Below are 16,721 nucleotides of genomic sequence, written 5' to 3' on the forward strand. Positions count from 1 at the left end.
ATGAAAAAACTGCTTGCTGTTGTTGCCGCTGTGGCGGCTTTTTCGGCGCACGCTGCCGAGACCATCACCGTCGCTGCAAGCCCGGTGCCGCACGCCGAGATCCTCGAGTTCGTCAAACCCGTGGTGGCTAAAGAAGGCGTCGACCTCAAGGTCAAGGTCTTCACCGACTACGTGCAGCCAAACGTACAGGTTGCCGAGAAGCGCCTGGATGCCAACTTCTTCCAGCACCAGCCGTATCTGGATGAGTTCAACAAGGCCAAAGGCACCAACCTGGTCAGCGTTGCCGGCGTGCACCTGGAGCCACTGGGCGCTTACTCGAGCAAGCTGAAGAAGCTCGACGAGCTGCCGGCCGGCGCTACCGTGGTTATCCCCAACGATGCTACCAACGGCGGCCGCGCGTTGTTGCTGCTGGACAAGGCCGGTGTGATCAGCCTGAAGGACAAGAGCAACATCTTGTCGACTGTGAAAGACATCACCACCAACACCAAGAACCTCAAGTTCCGCGAGCTGGAAGCGGCCACCATCCCGCGTGTGCTGACTCAGGTCGATCTGGCCCTGATCAATACCAACTACGCGCTGGAAGCCAAGCTTGATCCGTCCAAGGATGCCCTGGTGATCGAAGGCAGCGACTCGCCTTACGTCAACATCCTGGTGGCACGCCCGGACAACAAGGACTCGGACGCGATGAAGAAGCTGGTTGCAGCGCTGCATTCGCCTGAAGTCAAAGCGTTCATCACCGAGAAGTACAAAGGCGCGGTACTGCCGGCGTTCTGATCGAGCTGACCGCAACACCTGCGGGGCAAGCCCGCCGCCTGCAGCTTGTGCACTGCAGGCGGCGGGCTTGCCCCGCAGTGCTTTCTGGCCTCAGTCGCGCTTGACCAGCCCCGGCAGCTGCGCCGCCAGCTTCTGGTTGTTGAACGGTGCGCGGATAAAGCCGCGCTGGCGCCCATCGGGCCCGACCACAGCCAGGTTGCCGCTGTGATCGACGGTGTAGCCGGGCTTGCTGGTGTCAGCAGGGATAAACGGAATGCTCAGGGCATTGGCCAGCTTCTGGGTGTCCTCGATCGAGCCGGCCAGGCCGACGAAATCCTTGTCGAAGTAGCCCAGGTACTGCTTCAGCTGAGTGGCGGTATCGCGGTGCGGATCGACGCTGACCAGCACCACTTGCAAACGCTCCAAGGCTTCCTTGGGCAGCTCGCTCTTGACCTGGCGCAGCTGCGCCAGGGTCGTCGGGCAGATGTCCGGGCAGTAGGTGTAGCCGAAGAACAGCAACGACCATTTGCCCTTGAGCTGATCGAGTTCGACCGGCTGGCCGTGCTGGTCGGTCATGCTCACCGCCGGCACGCTGCGGCTCTGCGGCAGCAGGATGATGCCGGCATCGATCAGTTCAGCTGGGTTGGCCTCGCTGCGGCCGTTGAGCACCTTGTTGACGGTCAGGCCGAGGATCAAGGCAACCACGGCAACGAGAATGAAGACGGTTTTCTGGGTTCGGGTCATAGATTCAGCATCAACAGATAGTGGTCAACGAGCAGGGCGATGAACAGGGCGAACAGGTACCCGATAGAGTACTTGAAGGTCTTGATCGCCGCGTGCGGCCGGGTGCCACGGTACAGCACCCAGGCCCAGCGGACAAAACCCAGCCCCAGCAGCAGCGCACAGGCCAGATACAGCAGGCCGCTCATGTGGATGGCGAACGGCAGCAGACTTGCTGCCAGCAGCACCCAGGTATACAGCAGGATATGCAGCTTGGTGTAGGCCTCACCATGGGTCACCGGCAGCATCGGAATCGCTGCCTTGGCGTATTCCTCCTTGCGGTGGATGGCCAGCGCCCAGAAGTGCGGCGGCGTCCAGGCGAAGATGATCAGCACCAGCAACAACGGCTCGGCGGTGATCTGCCCGGTCACTGCAACCCAACCGAGCAACGGCGGCGCGGCCCCGGCCAGGCCACCGATAACGATATTCTGCGGTGTCGCACGCTTGAGAAAACCGGTGTAGAGCACCGCATAACCGAGCAGTGAAGCCAGGGTCAGCCAGGCTGTCAGGGCGTTGGTGAACACCAGCAGCACGCTCATGCCGAGCACCGCCAGAAGCAAGGCAAAGGCCAGCGCTGCCATGGGCGCGATCCTGCCATCGGCCAAAGGCCGCTTATGGGTGCGCGCCATCAATCCATCAATCCGCCGGTCGACCACATGGTTGACCGCAGCCGCAGCGCCAGCGCACAGGCCGATACCCAGGTTGCCGAACAGCAACACCGTCCACGGCACGCCCGCACGGGTCGCGAGAAACATCCCGACCAGCGCGGTGATCAGCATCAGCAGCACCACCTTGGGCTTGGTCAGCTCGACATAATCGCGCCAGCTGGCCTGCTGCCGCGGCGTGCTCAGAACCGTCGCCATGCGTCACTCCTCATCGGTACATGTGCCCCGGCCACGCGGGTCAAGCGCCAGCCATGGCCGACGCGGACCTTGTCGACCACGCGAATGCGGTAATTCACCAACACCATGCACAGCAACAGCGCAGCACCACCGGCGTTGTGCGCCACCGCGACGGCCAGCGGCAGGTGCAGCAGGACATTGCTGATGCCAAGGCTGATCTGCACCGCCAGCGCCAGCATGACCAGCCCGGCCAGGGCGCGTAAACCGTTGCGGTAGAGCTTGTGGCTGAGCAGCAACAGTACGGCCGTGACCAGTAGTGCACCCAGCCGATGGCTGATATGAATCGCCGTGCGCGCATCACTGTCGAGCTGGCCACCGAGGTAATTGGGGCCGACATGCTGAGTCAGGTGAAAGCCATTGCTGAAGTCAGCCGCAGGCCACCACTGGCCATGGCAAGTCGGCAGGTCGATGCAGGCGACGGCGGCATAGTTGGCACTGACCCAACCGCCCAGAGCGACTTGGCCAATCACGGTCAGCAGCCCCAGCGCGGCGACTCGGCGCAGGCTCAACGGCAGTTTCGGCAATGGCGCAAAGGCCCGGGATAGACGCAGTGATAGCAGCAACAGCAGGCTCAACGTAGTGAAGCCGCCAAGCAGGTGCGCCGTGACCACCTGCGGCCACAGCTTCAAGGTCACCGTCCACATACCAAACGCCGCTTGCGCCAGCACCACCCCCAGCAACAGCAGTGGCAGACGGTAGGGCTGGCCGTCACGGGCGTGCCGGCGCAGCGCCTGCAACGCCAGCCAGGCAATCACCAGCGCCAGGCCACCGGCAAAGTAGCGATGGACCATCTCGGCCCAGCCCTTGGCTGCTTCAACGGGATGCTCAGGGAAGTGCAGCTCGGCATGGGCCAGCTGCGCGTCGCTTTTGGGCACGCTGATAAAGCCGTAGCAACCGGGCCAGTCCGGGCAGCCGAGACCAGCATGGGTCAGCCGGGTATAGGCGCCCAGCAGTACCACCACCAGCGCCAGCAAGGTTGCGAACACAGCGAGGCGATAGCCGGGTCTGGCCATGGCAGAGCTCCTATCCGATGTTGGACAGCTTGAGCAGATGACGCAGGTCGTCGAGCACGTGCTTGCCCTTGACCATGGCGTCGTAGCGCAGCACCAGGTTGCCGTGCGGGTCGACGATCCACAGTTGCGGCCCCGGCTCGCTGACGTGCTCGCCGTAGCGCTGCAGGTCCAGCGGATAACGCTGCAACTGCGGGTACTCGCGGGTGAGCAGCTGCTGGTAATCGCTGCTCAGTGGCTGCGCAGCCGCCAGCGCATGGCTGGCGCGGCTGGCATCGCGGCCCAGGCCGATCTGGATCTGCCGCGCCAGGTACACAAGGTTCTGGCAGGGCTGATCACACGCCGCCGGCGCGCTGACCAGCAGCTGCCAGCGCTGCTCCTGCGCCGGGATACCAATGTCGGCCCGGCTCAGGCCGTTGCCGATCATTGCACCATGATAACTGCGGCCGTCCGGCACCCAGAACTTGAACTTGTACATGCTGGTGGCAAGGATCATCGGGCCGAGGGTGACCAGCAAGATCAGCAACAGCTGCCAGCGTCCGCGGCTGCGGGGCTTGCGGCCTTCAGGCACGTCCAGTGGACTCGTGGCGGCGCTCATGGTGATGCTCCTTGTTGTTATGCCAGCCGAAGTACAGGTATAGCAGCACCAATGCCGCCGCCAGAGCGAACCACTGCACGGCGTAGCCCAGGTGCTTTTCCGGGCCCATGGCGACTATCGGCCAGTCCAGCCGGTAGCTGGCTGGCCCGCCGAGCAGGCGCAGTTCGTGGCCATAACCGTCACGCCCCAACTGCTGCCAGAGCGCAGCGGGGTCGATGGCAGTGAGCAGGTGCGGCCACTGCCCGCCGACCGGGTCCGGGTGCAGTTGGAAGGCCGCGCCGGGGGCGATATAGACCGACGCCTGCAGCGCCAGCGTTTGCGAAGGGGTATCGAAGCGCGCCGGCACACGCCGATCGGGCCAGGGCAGCCAGCCGCGATTGATCAGCAGCCAGTGGCCGCTGGCCTGATCGAGAAACGGTTGCAGCAGCTCGACGCCGACCTGGCCGTCGCGCAGGCGGTTGTCCAGCAGCAGGCTGTGATTGGCGTCAAAGTGACCAAACAGCTGCACCCGATGAAAAGCCGGATCGGCCAGCGACTGCAGCTCGGCCAGCGCCAGCGGCGCTTCGACCTGGCGTTCGGCGTAGGTCGCCAGCAGTTCGCGCTTCTGCTCGGCGCGGCTCAGTTGCCAGCAACCCAGCGCGATCAACCCCGGCAGCAGTGCAAGCACCACCAGAGTCGGCACCAGCCCGGGGCGAAACGGCTTCACCTTGGGCCACGCTGTGCGAACGCTATACTTGCCTGCATCACCAAGCCCCCCGGGGAGTGCCGCCATGCTCAAGGCCGCCATTGTTTTGCTGTTGTTGGCCACTGTTGCCAGCCTGTTCAGTGGCCTGGTGTTTCTGGTCAAGGACGATCAAGACTCGACCCGCCTGCTCAAGGCCCTGACCGTGCGCGTCAGCCTCGCAGCGCTGACCATCGGTCTGATCGCCTGGGGCTTCATGAGCGGGCAACTGGTCTCCCACGCGCCCTTCTAATTGCATCCCACGCGCCCTGTGTAGGAGCGGCCTTGTGTCGCGATTGGGGCGCGCAGCGGCCACATAAATCGTGCAGCCACCACAGATCGCCGGGCCCGCTACGCGCGCCTATCGCGACACAAGGCCGCTCCTACAGGGTCCGCGCAAGCCGTTACAGCACATAAACAAATACAAACAACCCAACCCACATCACATCGACAAAGTGCCAATACCAACTGGCTGCCTCGAAACCGAAATGCTGGTTGGCATCAAAATGCCCGCGCAGCACGCGCACGAACATCACGATCAAGATCACCGTCCCCAAGGTCACGTGCGCGCCGTGGAACCCGGTCAGCATGAAGAACGTCGCACCATAGATCCCCGAGCCCAACGTCAGCCCCAGATGCACATAAGCTTCGTAGTACTCGTAGGCCTGCAATGCCAGAAACGACAGCCCCAGCAGGATGGTCAGTCCCAGCCACAACTTCAGCGGCCCGCGATGGCCTTTGCGTAATGCGTGGTGGGCGATGGTAATGGTCACACTCGAGCTGACCAGCAGCAGGGTGTTGATCAACGGCAGGTGCCAAGGGTCGATGACATCCTTGGGCGGCGGAAACAGCTTCGGGTCCGGCGTGTGCAAAAGCGGCCAGGCAAACTCGAAGTTCGGCCAGAGCATGTGCGCCACACCCTTGGCGCCGTCACCGCCCAACCACGGCCCGGCCAGCACGCGCACATAGAACAGCGCGCCAAAGAAAGCCAGAAAGAACATCACCTCGGAGAAGATGAACCAGCCCATACCCCAGCGGAACGAGCGGTTCATTTGCGCGCTGTACAGCCCCGCCTTGTCCTCCCTGATCACCGCACCGAACCAGCCGAACAGCATGTAGGCCAGGCACAGCGCACCGAAGAAGAAGATCAGCGGCCCGTGCGAATCCGGGTGGCCGGCCTTCAGATCATTGAACCAGGTGCCCAGGCCGAACACCGTGACGAACATGCCGATGGTGGCGATGATCGGCCATTTGCTCTGCGCCGGGACGTAGTAGTGATCGTGGTGTGCCATTGCTGTTCTCCTTCCCTCAGCGGGCGCGCTGGACGCCCTCGGTGCTCAACTGGGCAACCGGCGGGTGGCGAGCGGTGATGTCGAACAAGGTGTAGGCCAGAGTCAGGTGCTTGACGTTGCCCGGCAGGTCGCGGTCGACGATGAACCGCACCGGCATCTCAATGCGCTCACCCGGCTGCAGCACCTGCTGGGTAAAGCAGAAGCATTCGGTCTTGTGGAAATACGCCGCCGCCTCGGCCGGAGTGATGCTCGGTACCGCCTGAGCGCTCATCGGCTTGTCGGTCGGGTTGTGCGCCACAAAGATCATCTGGTTGACCGCGCCCGGGTTGACCTCGACCTGGTCGGCACGCGAGTAGAAGTCCCAGCTCATGTCACCAGCATTGGTGGACATGAACTGCACGCGCACCGTGCGCGAAGGGTCGCTGACCTGGCTGCCTTCATATTGCCCGCCGGTCTTGCCATTGATGCCGAACGCCTTGCACATCACGTCGTACAGCGGCACCAGGGCAAAGCCGAAGGCAAACATCAACACCGTCAGCAGCAGCAGGCGGCGCACCAGGCGTTTGAGTGGCAGGCTGGTCATGGCAAGGTCCTATTTCACTTCCGGCGGCGTCTGGAAGGTGTGGTACGGCGCCGGCGATGGCACCGACCACTCCAGCCCTTCGGCGCCATCCCACGGTTTGGCCGGCGCTGGCCGGCCTCCACGGATGGTCTTGATGACGATGAACAGGAAGAAGATCTGCGTAGCGCCGAACAGGAATGCACCAATCGACGAGACCATGTTGAAGTCGGCGAACTGCAGGTTGTAGTCGGGGATGCGCCGGGGCATGCCGGCCAGGCCAACGAAGTGCATCGGGAAGAAGGCCAGGTTCATGCCAATGAACGACAGCCAGAAGTGCAGCTTGCCGAGGGTTTCGTCGTACATGTGGCCAGTCCATTTCGGCAGCCAGTAGTAGGCCGACGCGAAGATGCCAAAGATCGCCCCAGGCACCAGCACATAGTGGAAGTGCGCCACCACGAAGTAGGTGTCGTGGTACTGGAAGTCCGCCGGGGCAATCGCCAGCATCAGCCCGGAGAAACCGCCGATGGTGAACAGGATGACAAAGGCAATGGCGAACAGCATCGGCGTCTCGAAGGTCAGCGAGCCTTCCCACATGGTGCTGACCCAGTTGAACACCTTGACCCCGGTCGGCACCGCAATCAGCATCGTCGCGTACATGAAGAACAGCTCGCCCACCACCGGGATGCCGACCACGAACATGTGGTGCGCCCAGACAATGAAGGACAGAAACGCGATCGCCCCGGTGGCGTACACCATCGAGGTGTAGCCAAACAGCGGCTTGCGTGAAAACGCCGGGATGATCGAGCTGACTGCGCCGAACGCCGGCAGGATCATGATGTACACCTCGGGGTGGCCGAAGAACCAGAACACATGCTGGAACAACACCGGATCACCACCGCCGGCCGCGCTGAAGAAGCTGGTGCCGAAGTGAATATCCATCAGCATCATCGTCACCACCCCGGCCAGCACCGGCATCACGGCGATCAGCAGGAAGGCGGTGATCAGCCAGGTCCAGACGAACAGCGGCATTTTCATCAGGGTCATGCCCGGCGCGCGCAGGTTGAGAATGGTCGCGATCACGTTGATCGCGCCCATGATCGAGCTGACGCCCATCAGGTGGATAGCAAAGATGAAGAAGGTCACGCTGGCCGGCGCATAGGTGGTGGATAACGGCGCGTAGAAGGTCCAGCCGAAGTTGGGCCCGCCACCGGCGCTGAACAGGGTCGATACCAACAGCAGAAACGCCGCCGGCAGCAGCCAGAAACTGAAGTTGTTCATCCGCGGCAGGGCCATGTCCGGGGCGCCGATCATCAATGGGATCATCCAGTTGGCCAGGCCGACAAACGCCGGCATCACCGCGCCGAATACCATGATCAGGCCGTGCATGGTGGTCATCTGGTTGAAGAAAGCCGGTTCGACGATCTGCAGCCCCGGCTGGAACAGCTCGGCGCGAATGACCATGGCGAACGAGCCGCCGAGCAGGAACATGCAGAAGCTGAACCACAGGTACATCGTGCCGATGTCCTTGTGGTTGGTGGTCAACACCCAGCGCATCAAGCCCTTGGCCGGGCCGTGGGCATGGTCGTGGCCATGCTCGTCGATCACTGCACTCATGTCCTGTCTCCTGCCAGCCACTGGCTGCGGCGCAATTTACGGCTCATTTGGCTTCTGCCTGCTTGAGCGCGAGCACGTCTTTAGGCGTGACCATGTCGCCTTTGTTGTTGCCCCAGGCGTTGCGCTCATAGGTGACCACGGCGGCGATATCGACTTCCGAGAGCTGTTTGCCAAACGCGGCCATGGCCGTGCCGGGCTTGCCGTGGAAGACAATGCCCAAGTGGCCTTCGATAGGCCCGGTAGCGATTTTCGAGCCCTTGAGTGCCGGGAACATTGGCGGCAAGCCCTGGCCCTCGGTCTGGTGACAGGCGACGCAAGTGGTGTGATAGACCTTGTCGCCGCGCTCGACCAGCTCTTGCAGGGTCCATTCCTTGCTGGTCAGCTCTTTGAGCTTGGCCGCTTCGGCCTTGCGCTCGCTCAGCCAGGTGTCGTAATCGGCCTGCGACTTGACCTCGACCACCACCGGCATGAAGCCGTGGTCCTTGCCGCACAGCTCGGTGCACTGGCCGCGGTAGATGCCGGGTTTCTCGACCCGGGTCCAGGCTTCGTTGACGAAGCCGGGGATGGCGTCACGCTTGACCGCAAAGGCCGGTACCCACCAGGAGTGGATTACGTCGGCGGCCGTGACCAGAAAACGCACCTTGGCGCCCACCGGGATCACCAGCGGCTGGTCGACCTCGAGCAGGTAATGCTCGTCCTTGGGCGCCTTGTTGCTGATCTGTTCCGCGGGGGTGGCAAGGTTGCTGAAGAACTCGACATCCTGCCCCAGGTATTTGTAATGCCACTTCCACTGGTAGCCGGTGACCTGGATATCGATATCCGATTCACTGGCGTCGTAGATTTCGATCAGGGTCTTGGTGGCAGGGATGGCCATGACGATGAGGATCAGCAGCGGCACTACGGTCCACATGATCTCGACCCAGGTGTGCTCGTGGAAGTGCGCGGCCTGCTGGCCGGTGGAGCGGCGGTGGATCACCATCGACCAGAACATCGCGCCAAACACCACGATGCCGATAACGACGCAGATCCAGAAGATGATCATGTGCAGGTCGAACACTGCGTGGGAGACTTCGGTAGCCCCGGGCGCCATGTTGACGGTCCATGCGCCATGCGCCTGACCGATAACCGACCACAACAGAAGGCCCATCCAGACATGTGGATGTCGCATCATTGCGGGTTCCCCTTATCATTCTTGTAATCCCGGAGGCATAGACCTTGGGCAAGGGGGGGCGGCGGTCAAGACAGCCTGCTTCGACGACCGAGCTCCTCTGCAGACTGCAGGTGGGCCTCATCAACCAATCACGTTCAACCCGAGTATAGACAGCGCTCTAGGCCACGCAACGCGGCCTATGAAAACATCGTCACAAAGCCACAAAACCCAGCAAACCCGCGCCATTGCTGGATCATGGCATAATGATGGCATCGCTATATTCTTGAGCTCGCACACGTTTGCGCTGCTTATAACAAATGCGTCTTAGGCATTCGGTATACCGAGCTAACTTAGAGCTTTCCGTAAGTACTGTCTTCCGTTTGTCACCCAATGTCCCTGGAGTTGTCATGAACATCGCCGCTGTACGCGAGCAGATCAAACAAGCCCATCAACATGAGAGCCAGAGCGGCCAATTGAAACAGCGCCTCGAAGCGCAACTGCCGCACCTGCATCCGTCCATCCAACTTCCTGAGAAAGATGCTCAGGGCACCCTGGCGCGCTTTGTTGGCGCTTATATCGATGAGGTTCCAGAGCTACTCGAAGCTGCCCATGCGGTCGCGCTCGAAGCTGGCATCGAGTCGCAGATCAAACCGGTATTGAAGATCGCCGAAGCCTATTTCATGCAACCGCCCAGCGTCATGCAAGGGCATGTCGGCCTCGATTGCCTGCTCGATGAAGCCTACCTGGCCCATCGTCTGGTCGAAGAGGTCAACGATCTGTACATCAAGCACTTCGGGCAGCCGCTGATTCCGGCGGACACCACCGTGGCCAACCTGATCGCCCATCAACTGATCGGCGAAGAGTTTGCCAACCAACTGGATGAAGTGGTGCATCACTCGGTCGACGAGATGCTCGACGACGACAGCTTCGCCCTGGAATCGGTCGAAGCCTACCGCGCCACGCTGAGCAGCCCGGCGACCGGTGAAGCCTGGAAACGCTGGCCGTGCCTGTCGCGCCAGCTGGGGGTCGAGCTCGGCCAACCGGCTTGAGCTGACGCAGTGTGAACCGGCCGGTCGCGGGCAACCCGCGACCGGCCAATACTGTTTAGGTGCAGTGCCCGCTCAGGCACCCACGCCCGCCGTGGTCCGCAGCCGCCCCTCGATCCGCCGCTTCAAGCGCCACTGCTCGATCTTCAAGCGTGAGCCCTTGGCGGCATTGCTGCGCCCCCAGTCTTCCAGCAGTTCCAGGCACGAGTGGTCGATGTAGCTCAGGTTGCCCAGCGGCACATGCAGGGTCGTGCCCGCAGGCACCTGCTCAAGTACCTGGGTCAGGGCCGGCACCTTGAGGAAGGTGGCCGCGCCGCTCAGGCGCAACTCCATATGCCCAGGCTTGGCCAGGTCGACCAGATTGATTTTCAGCCGGGCCGCCTTGAACGCCAGCTTCAACAGAGTCAAGGCAAAGCCCAGCAAGACCCCGGTCAGCAGGTCGGTGAAGATGATCGCCAGCGCTGTTGCGGCATAGGTGAACATCGGCATCCGGCCATACCGGCCAAGGCTGCGAAACGCCTTGAAATCAACCAGCTTGATCCCGGTATACACCAGCACCCCGGCCAGGCTCGCCACCGGAATCTGCTGCAGCACGCTGCTCAGCACTACCACAAAGCCCAGCAGCCAGACACCATGCAGGATCGCCGAAGCGCGAGTCTGCGCGCCGGCCTGGACGTTGGCCGAGCTGCGCACGATCACCCCGGTCATCGGCAGCGCACCGAGCACGCCGCAGAGCATGTTGCCGATGCCTTGCGCCGAAAGCTCCTTGTCGAAGTCCGAGCGCTGCCCGCTATGCATGCGGTCTACCGCTGCAGCAGACAGCAGCGTTTCAGCACTGGCGATGAAAGCCAGGGCAAAGGCGGCGACCAGCAAGGTCGGGTCGGCCAGCTTCAGCAGGTCATCCGGGCGCAGCCAGTCGATCGCTTCGGACAGGTCCGCCGGCACCACCACGCGGTTGACCGGCAGTGCCAGCCACATGGCGATTGCGGTCATGCTTGCCACACCGAGCAGCGCGCCCGGCACAAAGCGCAGCCGCTGCGGCCGGAAGCGCTCCCAGGCCCACATCATGGCGATGGTGCCCAAGCCAAGCGCACCGGCCTGCCAGCCATTCCCCGCGTTTTCCAGCGGCAGCGCTGCCAGCAGCGTTTCGGGGAAGGCCAGCAGGTTGTTCAGGCCCGAAGGCTGCGGCGCGGTGTCGAACATCACATGCACCTGCGACAGCACAATCAGCACGCCAATCCCGGCGAGCATGCCGTACACCACCGCCGGTGCCGTAACCCGAAACCAGCAGCCCAAACGAAAACGCCCGGCCAATAGCTGCAGCAAGCCCGCCAGCAGCAGAATCGGCCCAAGCATGGCCATGCCATGCTGGCGCACCAGCTCGAACACCAGCACCGCCAGGCCCGCCGCCGGGCCACTGACCTGCAGCGGCGAACCGGCAATGAAGCCGACCACGATGCCGCCGATAATGCCGGTAATCAGCCCCTTGGCAGGCGGCATGCCGGATGCGATGGCGATACCCATACAAAGGGGCAGGGCCACCAGAAACACCACCACTGAAGCCAGTAATTCTCGCGGCAGGGCCGCCTTGATCTGTGTTTTGTTCACCGTATTTCTCCTTTCTAGACACATGGCCGGTCCGCTGGCCATGGGCACAATGGGCCCCTGACAGGCGCGCAGGCGCCCGCCGCCAGCGCAGATGCCGGCAACTCGGTCAGGGAAATTCAAGGCAGCCGAAGGCCGCACCGCGCCCCTTAGGGTGCGCGGTCGGCTATCAAGGTTTTGCGGGTGTCAGGGTCGCTTAGTAGCGGCCTCTCGGCGTGGCGCTCGGGATCGGCTGGCCAGCCTCCAACGGCAGGAAGCTGTCGCTGACGGCGTCATAGGCTTCGATCCGACTGGTCTCGATGTCGTAAATCCAACCGTGGATGTGCAACTGGCCAGCGGCCAGGCGCGAAGCGACCGACGGGTGCGTGCGCAGGTGCTGCAGCTGGGCGATGACGTTTTCTTTGGTCACGACCTGCATGGTCTCGTGCTCGCTGCCGCACGAGCAGTTGTCTTCAACCACGGTGCGGGCGACTTCGGCGTGGCGCAGCCAGGCCTTTACGGTCGGCATCTTTTCCAGCGAAGCGGGGTTGAGCACCGCACGCATGGCGCCGCAGTCGGAGTGGCCACAGATGATGATGTGGTGCACACCGAGGGCCAGCACGGCGTACTCGATGGCTGTCGAAACACCACCGTTCATCTGGCCATAAGGCGGGACCACGTTACCGACGTTACGGGTCACGAACAGGTCGCCTGGCGAGCTCTGGGTGATCAGTTCGGGAACAATCCGTGAGTCGGCACAGGTAATGAACATAGCGCGTGGGGTTTGCGCTGTGGCGAGCTTTTTGAACAGCTCTTGCTGCTCTGGAAACACATCGTGATGAAACTTCAGGAAGCCGTCGACGATATGCTTAAGGGCGGCATCGGCGCTTTCGGCCGGGACAGCAGCCGGGGCGGCTTTGGATGGGTCCTTGATGGGCATGATTCATCCTCTAGACGGTGTGGGTAAGTTCCATATTACCGGTTAAAGATTCTGGCTATGCGGGGAATTAGATGACACGCACGGGCCATGAATCACAGTCGGTGTGGACTGATTTCCTACGCTACCGGGGAAAACTTAACTGAAACTTAATTTGAAGGCTCTAGAACGGGCGTTCCAGCTTCATTTGGCGGGACTTTGATAATAGCAAAAAAACATCAGAGGCCAAGGGTCATTAGTAAAAATATTGTGCAGTATTAGTTGGGCTGAAGGGTAACTGCCTGGGCTCAAAACAGTGCCATCTGCCCGCCGGGCCGACAGAACGCCGAGCAGTCCAGCGTTTGCGCCTCGCGGCCGGCAAAATCCAGCCGGCGCATGGCCCGAGAGAAGCGCTGCTGCAACAATTCGGCAAACACCCCTTCACCGCGCATGCGGCTGCCGAACCGGCTGTCGTAAAGTTCGCCGCCGCGGCTCTGGCGGATCAGGCTGAGCACGTGCGCGGCGCGCTGCGGGTAATGATCCTGCAACCACTGTTCGAACAACGGCGCTACCTCCAACGGCAAACGCAACATCATGTACGCCGCACTTTGCGCTCCGGCCTCCTTGGCCGCTTCAAGCAGATGCTCCAGCTCGCTGTCGTTGATCATCGGGATCATCGGCGAGCACAGCACGCCGACCGGGATACCCGCTGCGCGCATCACCCGGATCGCCCGCAGGCGTGCCTTGGGCGCTGCCGCACGCGGCTCGAGCACACGTTTGAGCTCATCATCGAGGGTGGTCAGGCTGATCATTACCCGCACCAGGCGCTGCTGAGCCAGCTCGGTGAGCAGGTCGAGGTCACGCAGAATCAACGAGCCTTTGGTGACGATGGTGACCGGATGGCGAAAGCGCAGCAGTACCTCCAGCAAGCGCCGGGTCAGCAACTGCTCACGCTCGATGGGCTGGTACGGGTCGGTGTTGGAGCCAAGGTTGATCGGTGCACAGACGTATCCCGGCTTGCTCAGCTGTTGTTCGAGCACTTCGGCAGCGTTGGTCTTGGCAATCAGCTTGGTTTCGAAATCCAGCCCTGGGGACAAATCCCAGTAAGCATGGCTGGGCCGCGCATAGCAGTAGATGCAGCCGTGCTCGCAACCGCGATAGGGGTTGATCGAACGGTCGAAGGGCAGGTCGGGGGAGGTGTTGCGGGTGATGATGGTCTTGGCGGTTTCGCTGCGGATCTCGGTGCCCTGGGTGAGCGGCACCTCTTGATACCAGCCGTCATCCTCCGCCACCGATACGCTTGGCGCAAATCGGTTATGAGGATTGTCGGCGGTGCCACGACCGCGCACAGGAGAGACTGACATGAGCATACCCGGAGTACTGTTTTTATATACAGTACTCCGATTGCGCAGCCAATGCCATGACCGCCCGGCGCTCAGTTATTCGCTGGGCTTTTTCAACTTGGGGTTAGGGAAAAACTGCACCGTCTGCACCTTGACCGGCTCAGCCTTGACCGCCTGTTGATTGACCCGTGTGCCCAGCTCCTTGGGCACCGACAGGCCCTGCTCGTTGAGCGTATCGGTAAACCCGCAGGCGACGCACTCTCGGTGCGGTACGCCGTCTTCGCTCCACATGGTCAAGCGATCCGGCTCGCTGCACGCCGGGCAGACCGCCCCGGCGATAAAGCGTTTTTTGGTCTTGCTCACAGGCACCTCACTCATGCCGCTGCATCCTCGCTCAAGCCGCAGTGACGCAGCAGGGCATCGATCGACGGCTCGCGGCCACGGAAGTCGACAAACAGTACCATCGGCTCACGCGAACCACCGCGGGCGAGGATCGCCTCACGGAAGGCGCGGCCGGTTTCGGCATTGAGTACGCCTTCTTCTTCGAAGCGCGAGAAGGCATCAGCCGACAGCACTTCGGCCCATTTATAGCTGTAGTAACCGGCAGCGTAACCGCCGGCAAAGATGTGTGCGAAGCTGTTCGGGAAGCGGTTGTAGGCCGGCGGACGCATCACCGTGACTTCATCACGCACGCCTTCCAGCACCTCCAGCGCGCTGCGACCGTCGCCATGGGTGGCGTGCAGCTCGAAATCGAACAGCGAGAACTCGAGCTGGCGCACCATCATCATGCCGGACTGGAAGTTCTTCGCTGCGAGCATCTTGTCGAGCAGGTCCTGCGGCAGTGGCTCGGCGGTCTCGAAGTGGCCCGAGATCAACGCCAGGCCCTCGGGCTCCCAGCACCAGTTTTCCATGAACTGACTTGGCAACTCGACCGCATCCCACGCCACACCGTTGATGCCGGATACGCCGGCATGCTCGATGCGGGTCAGCAGGTGATGCAGGCCGTGGCCGAATTCGTGGAACAGAGTGGTGACTTCATCGTGGGTCAGCAGCGCCGGCTTGCCAGGCGCGGCCGGGGTGAAGTTGCACACCAGGTTGGCCACCGGGCTCTGCAGGCTGCCAGCCTCGGTACGGCGGCGGTCGCGCGCGCCGTCCATCCAGGCACCGCCACGCTTGTTGGCGCGGGCATAAAGGTCGAAGAAGAAACGCCCGACGTGCTCGCCGTTTTCCTTGATCTCGAACAGGCGCACGTCCGGGTGCCAGCTGTCGAAGCCCTTGAGTTCGGCGATTTCGATGCCGTACAGGCGCTGGACGATGGCGAACAGGCCAGACAGCACCTTGTCGATCGGGAAGTAGGCACGCAGGGTTTCCTGCGAAACGCTGTAGCGCTGCTCGCGCAGCTTCTCGCCGAAGTAACCGACGTCCCAGCTGGCCAGTTCAGGGCAGCCTTGCTCGGCAGCGTAGGCCTTGAGCTGTGCCAGGTCCTGCGCGGCAAACGGCTTGCTGCGCTTGGCCAGGTCCCGCAGGAAGCTCAGCACCTGGTCGCTGGACTCGGCCATCTTGGTCGCCAGGCTCAGCTCGGCGAAGTTCGGGTAACCGAGCAGCTGCGCCAGCTCCTGACGCAGGTCGAGGATCTCGTTCATGACCGGGCCGTTGTCGAACTGGCCGGCGTTCGGGCCTTGGTCCGAAGCGCGGGTGCAGTAAGCGGCGTACAGCTCTTCACGCAGGGCGCGGTCGTTGGCGTAGGTCATCACCGCGTAGTAGCTGGGGAATTCCAGGGTGATCAGCCAGCCATCGAGGCCCTTGGCTTGCGCAGCGGCAGCCATCTGCGCCTTGGCCGATTCGGTCAGGCCGGCGAGGGCGGCTTCGTCGCTGACGTGCTTGCTCCAGGCCTGGGTGGCGTCGAGCAATTGGTTGGAGAAGCGGCTGCCCAGCTCGCTGAGCTTGCTCTGCACTTCGGCATAGCGCTGCTGTTTGTCCGCCGGCAGGTCGATACCCGACAGGCGGAAGTCACGCAGGGCGTGCTCGAGGATGGTCTTTTGGGCGACGTCGAAGGTCGCCGACTCGGGGCTGTTGGCCAGGGCTTCATAGGCCTGGAACAGCTCGCGGTTCTGGCCCATCTCGGTGGAGTAGGCGCTCAAGGCCGGCAGGCACGACTCATAGGCCTCGCGCAGCTCGGCGCTGTTGCACACCGCATTGAGGTGGCTGACCGGGCTCCAGGCCGCGCCGAGGCGGTCGTTGAGTTCGTCCATCGCCAGCACCAGGCCAGCCCAGGTAGGGTGCTGGCCCTGGCTTTTGAGAATTTCAGCGATGGCTTTACGGTTATCGGCAAGGATCTGTTCGATCGCCGGCAACACGTGTTCGGCACGGATTGCCGAGAAGGGCGGCAGATCGTAGGACTGCAGAAGCGGGTTGTTCGCACTCACGGTTTGGATACCTTGGCAGGAGAA

Annotated in this window: 17 protein-coding genes; 3 read left to right on the top strand and 14 right to left on the bottom strand. The window is 62.5% G+C overall.

What is annotated here, in order from left to right; genetic code table 11:
- Window positions 1-774 carry a MetQ/NlpA family ABC transporter substrate-binding protein gene (locus tag ACIOAU_RS23095; protein WP_401184809.1) on the top strand — a complete coding sequence of 258 codons (774 nt, stop codon included), beginning with the start codon at window positions 1-3 and terminating at the stop codon, window positions 772-774.
- A gap of 90 nt (window positions 775-864) precedes the next feature.
- Here ACIOAU_RS23095 and ACIOAU_RS23100 read toward each other — a convergent pair whose 3' ends face one another.
- The 5 genes from ACIOAU_RS23100 to ACIOAU_RS23120 are packed head-to-tail and all read right to left on the bottom strand — an operon-like array spanning window position 865 to window position 4,749.
- Window positions 865-1,497 (bottom strand): SCO family protein, encoded by a 633-nt coding sequence (locus ACIOAU_RS23100; RefSeq protein WP_150570257.1) that lies wholly within the window; start codon window positions 1,495-1,497, stop codon window positions 865-867.
- A complete protein-coding gene (gene cyoE / locus ACIOAU_RS23105) occupies window positions 1,494-2,396 on the bottom strand; it encodes a heme o synthase (RefSeq protein ID WP_150572334.1) in 903 nt (300 codons plus the stop codon). Before cyoE ends, ACIOAU_RS23100 begins: the two co-directional genes overlap by 4 nt.
- The gene (locus tag ACIOAU_RS23110; protein ID WP_101322720.1) at window positions 2,381-3,448 is read right to left on the bottom strand and encodes a heme A synthase; all 1,068 of its coding nucleotides are present in this window, start codon (window positions 3,446-3,448) and stop codon (window positions 2,381-2,383) included. The genes cyoE and ACIOAU_RS23110 overlap by 16 nt, the downstream gene beginning before the upstream one ends.
- 10 nt (window positions 3,449-3,458) lie before the next feature.
- The gene (locus ACIOAU_RS23115; protein WP_401184812.1) at window positions 3,459-4,043 is read right to left on the bottom strand and encodes a hypothetical protein; all 585 of its coding nucleotides are present in this window, start codon (window positions 4,041-4,043) and stop codon (window positions 3,459-3,461) included.
- Complete coding sequence (locus ACIOAU_RS23120) at window positions 4,009-4,749, bottom strand: SURF1 family protein (protein WP_150570261.1); 741 nt, start codon at window positions 4,747-4,749, stop codon at window positions 4,009-4,011. Before ACIOAU_RS23120 ends, ACIOAU_RS23115 begins: the two co-directional genes overlap by 35 nt.
- Before the next feature lie 64 nt (window positions 4,750-4,813).
- Here ACIOAU_RS23120 and ACIOAU_RS23125 point away from each other — a divergent pair, with 64 nt between their 5' ends.
- Window positions 4,814-5,017: a twin transmembrane helix small protein gene (locus tag ACIOAU_RS23125; protein WP_101322723.1), complete on the top strand. Its 204-nt coding sequence runs from the start codon at window positions 4,814-4,816 to the stop codon at window positions 5,015-5,017.
- Window positions 5,018-5,168: 151 nt separating this feature from the next.
- Here the strand turns inward: ACIOAU_RS23125 and ACIOAU_RS23130 are convergent, their stop codons facing one another.
- The 4 genes from ACIOAU_RS23130 to coxB are packed head-to-tail and all read right to left on the bottom strand — an operon-like array spanning window position 5,169 to window position 9,403.
- Window positions 5,169-6,056, bottom strand: a complete 888-nt coding sequence (locus ACIOAU_RS23130; RefSeq protein WP_401184814.1) for a cytochrome c oxidase subunit 3 — start codon at window positions 6,054-6,056, stop codon at window positions 5,169-5,171.
- Window positions 6,057-6,072: 16 nt separating this feature from the next.
- Entirely contained in the window at window positions 6,073-6,639 is a 567-nt protein-coding gene (locus tag ACIOAU_RS23135) for a cytochrome c oxidase assembly protein (RefSeq protein WP_401184816.1), read from the bottom strand.
- A 9-nt stretch (window positions 6,640-6,648) separates the two neighbouring features.
- The gene (ctaD, locus tag ACIOAU_RS23140; RefSeq protein WP_101322726.1) at window positions 6,649-8,232 is read right to left on the bottom strand and encodes a cytochrome c oxidase subunit I; all 1,584 of its coding nucleotides are present in this window, start codon (window positions 8,230-8,232) and stop codon (window positions 6,649-6,651) included.
- A 43-nt stretch (window positions 8,233-8,275) separates the two neighbouring features.
- Window positions 8,276-9,403 carry a cytochrome c oxidase subunit II gene (gene coxB / locus ACIOAU_RS23145; RefSeq protein ID WP_401184818.1) on the bottom strand — a complete coding sequence of 376 codons (1,128 nt, stop codon included), beginning with the start codon at window positions 9,401-9,403 and terminating at the stop codon, window positions 8,276-8,278.
- A gap of 386 nt (window positions 9,404-9,789) precedes the next feature.
- Between coxB and ACIOAU_RS23150 the strand changes: the two genes are divergently transcribed.
- Window positions 9,790-10,431, top strand: coding sequence for a hypothetical protein (locus ACIOAU_RS23150; RefSeq protein WP_101322728.1), 642 nt, complete (start codon window positions 9,790-9,792; stop codon window positions 10,429-10,431).
- Between the two features lie 72 nt (window positions 10,432-10,503).
- On the opposite strand, the gene ACIOAU_RS23155 is transcribed toward ACIOAU_RS23150, so the two are convergent.
- The 5 genes from ACIOAU_RS23155 to prlC form a co-directional block, all read right to left on the bottom strand.
- Entirely contained in the window at window positions 10,504-12,036 is a 1,533-nt protein-coding gene (locus ACIOAU_RS23155; RefSeq protein ID WP_101322729.1) for a SulP family inorganic anion transporter, read from the bottom strand.
- 193 nt (window positions 12,037-12,229) lie between these two features.
- Entirely contained in the window at window positions 12,230-12,952 is a 723-nt protein-coding gene (locus ACIOAU_RS23160) for a carbonic anhydrase (RefSeq protein ID WP_101322730.1), read from the bottom strand.
- Between the two features lie 284 nt (window positions 12,953-13,236).
- Window positions 13,237-14,292, bottom strand: coding sequence for a PA0069 family radical SAM protein (locus ACIOAU_RS23165; RefSeq protein WP_101322731.1), 1,056 nt, complete (start codon window positions 14,290-14,292; stop codon window positions 13,237-13,239).
- Window positions 14,293-14,367: 75 nt separating this feature from the next.
- Window positions 14,368-14,649 carry a YheV family putative zinc ribbon protein gene (locus ACIOAU_RS23170; protein WP_101322733.1) on the bottom strand — a complete coding sequence of 94 codons (282 nt, stop codon included), beginning with the start codon at window positions 14,647-14,649 and terminating at the stop codon, window positions 14,368-14,370.
- Window positions 14,646-16,697 (bottom strand): oligopeptidase A, encoded by a 2,052-nt coding sequence (gene prlC, locus ACIOAU_RS23175; protein WP_150572338.1) that lies wholly within the window; start codon window positions 16,695-16,697, stop codon window positions 14,646-14,648. Before prlC ends, ACIOAU_RS23170 begins: the two co-directional genes overlap by 4 nt.
- Window positions 16,698-16,721: the final 24 nt, after the last annotated feature.

The sequence above is a fragment of the Pseudomonas sp. NPDC088322 genome (assembly GCF_044740745.1).
Classification (GTDB): Bacteria; Pseudomonadota; Gammaproteobacteria; order Pseudomonadales; family Pseudomonadaceae; genus Aquipseudomonas; species Aquipseudomonas shirazensis.

Excerpts from the sequence above, each read along its gene's own strand:
- ACIOAU_RS23165 (WP_101322731.1), bottom strand. The coding sequence starts at position 14,292 with ATGTCAGTCTCTCCTGTGCGCGGTCGTGGCACCGCCGACAATCCTCAT.
- ACIOAU_RS23160 (WP_101322730.1), bottom strand. The coding sequence starts at position 12,952 with ATGCCCATCAAGGACCCATCCAAAGCCGCCCCGGCTGCTGTCCCGGCC.
- ACIOAU_RS23095 (WP_401184809.1), top strand. The coding sequence starts at position 1 with ATGAAAAAACTGCTTGCTGTTGTTGCCGCTGTGGCGGCTTTTTCGGCG.
- ACIOAU_RS23130 (WP_401184814.1), bottom strand. The coding sequence starts at position 6,056 with ATGGCACACCACGATCACTACTACGTCCCGGCGCAGAGCAAATGGCCG.
- ACIOAU_RS23150 (WP_101322728.1), top strand. The coding sequence starts at position 9,790 with ATGAACATCGCCGCTGTACGCGAGCAGATCAAACAAGCCCATCAACAT.
- ACIOAU_RS23100 (WP_150570257.1), bottom strand. The coding sequence starts at position 1,497 with ATGACCCGAACCCAGAAAACCGTCTTCATTCTCGTTGCCGTGGTTGCC.
- ctaD (WP_101322726.1), bottom strand. The coding sequence starts at position 8,232 with ATGAGTGCAGTGATCGACGAGCATGGCCACGACCATGCCCACGGCCCG.
- ACIOAU_RS23125 (WP_101322723.1), top strand. The coding sequence starts at position 4,814 with ATGCTCAAGGCCGCCATTGTTTTGCTGTTGTTGGCCACTGTTGCCAGC.
- ACIOAU_RS23170 (WP_101322733.1), bottom strand. The coding sequence starts at position 14,649 with ATGAGTGAGGTGCCTGTGAGCAAGACCAAAAAACGCTTTATCGCCGGG.
- ACIOAU_RS23115 (WP_401184812.1), bottom strand. The coding sequence starts at position 4,043 with ATGAGCGCCGCCACGAGTCCACTGGACGTGCCTGAAGGCCGCAAGCCC.
- ACIOAU_RS23110 (WP_101322720.1), bottom strand. The coding sequence starts at position 3,448 with ATGGCCAGACCCGGCTATCGCCTCGCTGTGTTCGCAACCTTGCTGGCG.
- cyoE (WP_150572334.1), bottom strand. The coding sequence starts at position 2,396 with ATGGCGACGGTTCTGAGCACGCCGCGGCAGCAGGCCAGCTGGCGCGAT.
- coxB (WP_401184818.1), bottom strand. The coding sequence starts at position 9,403 with ATGATGCGACATCCACATGTCTGGATGGGCCTTCTGTTGTGGTCGGTT.
- ACIOAU_RS23135 (WP_401184816.1), bottom strand. The coding sequence starts at position 6,639 with ATGACCAGCCTGCCACTCAAACGCCTGGTGCGCCGCCTGCTGCTGCTG.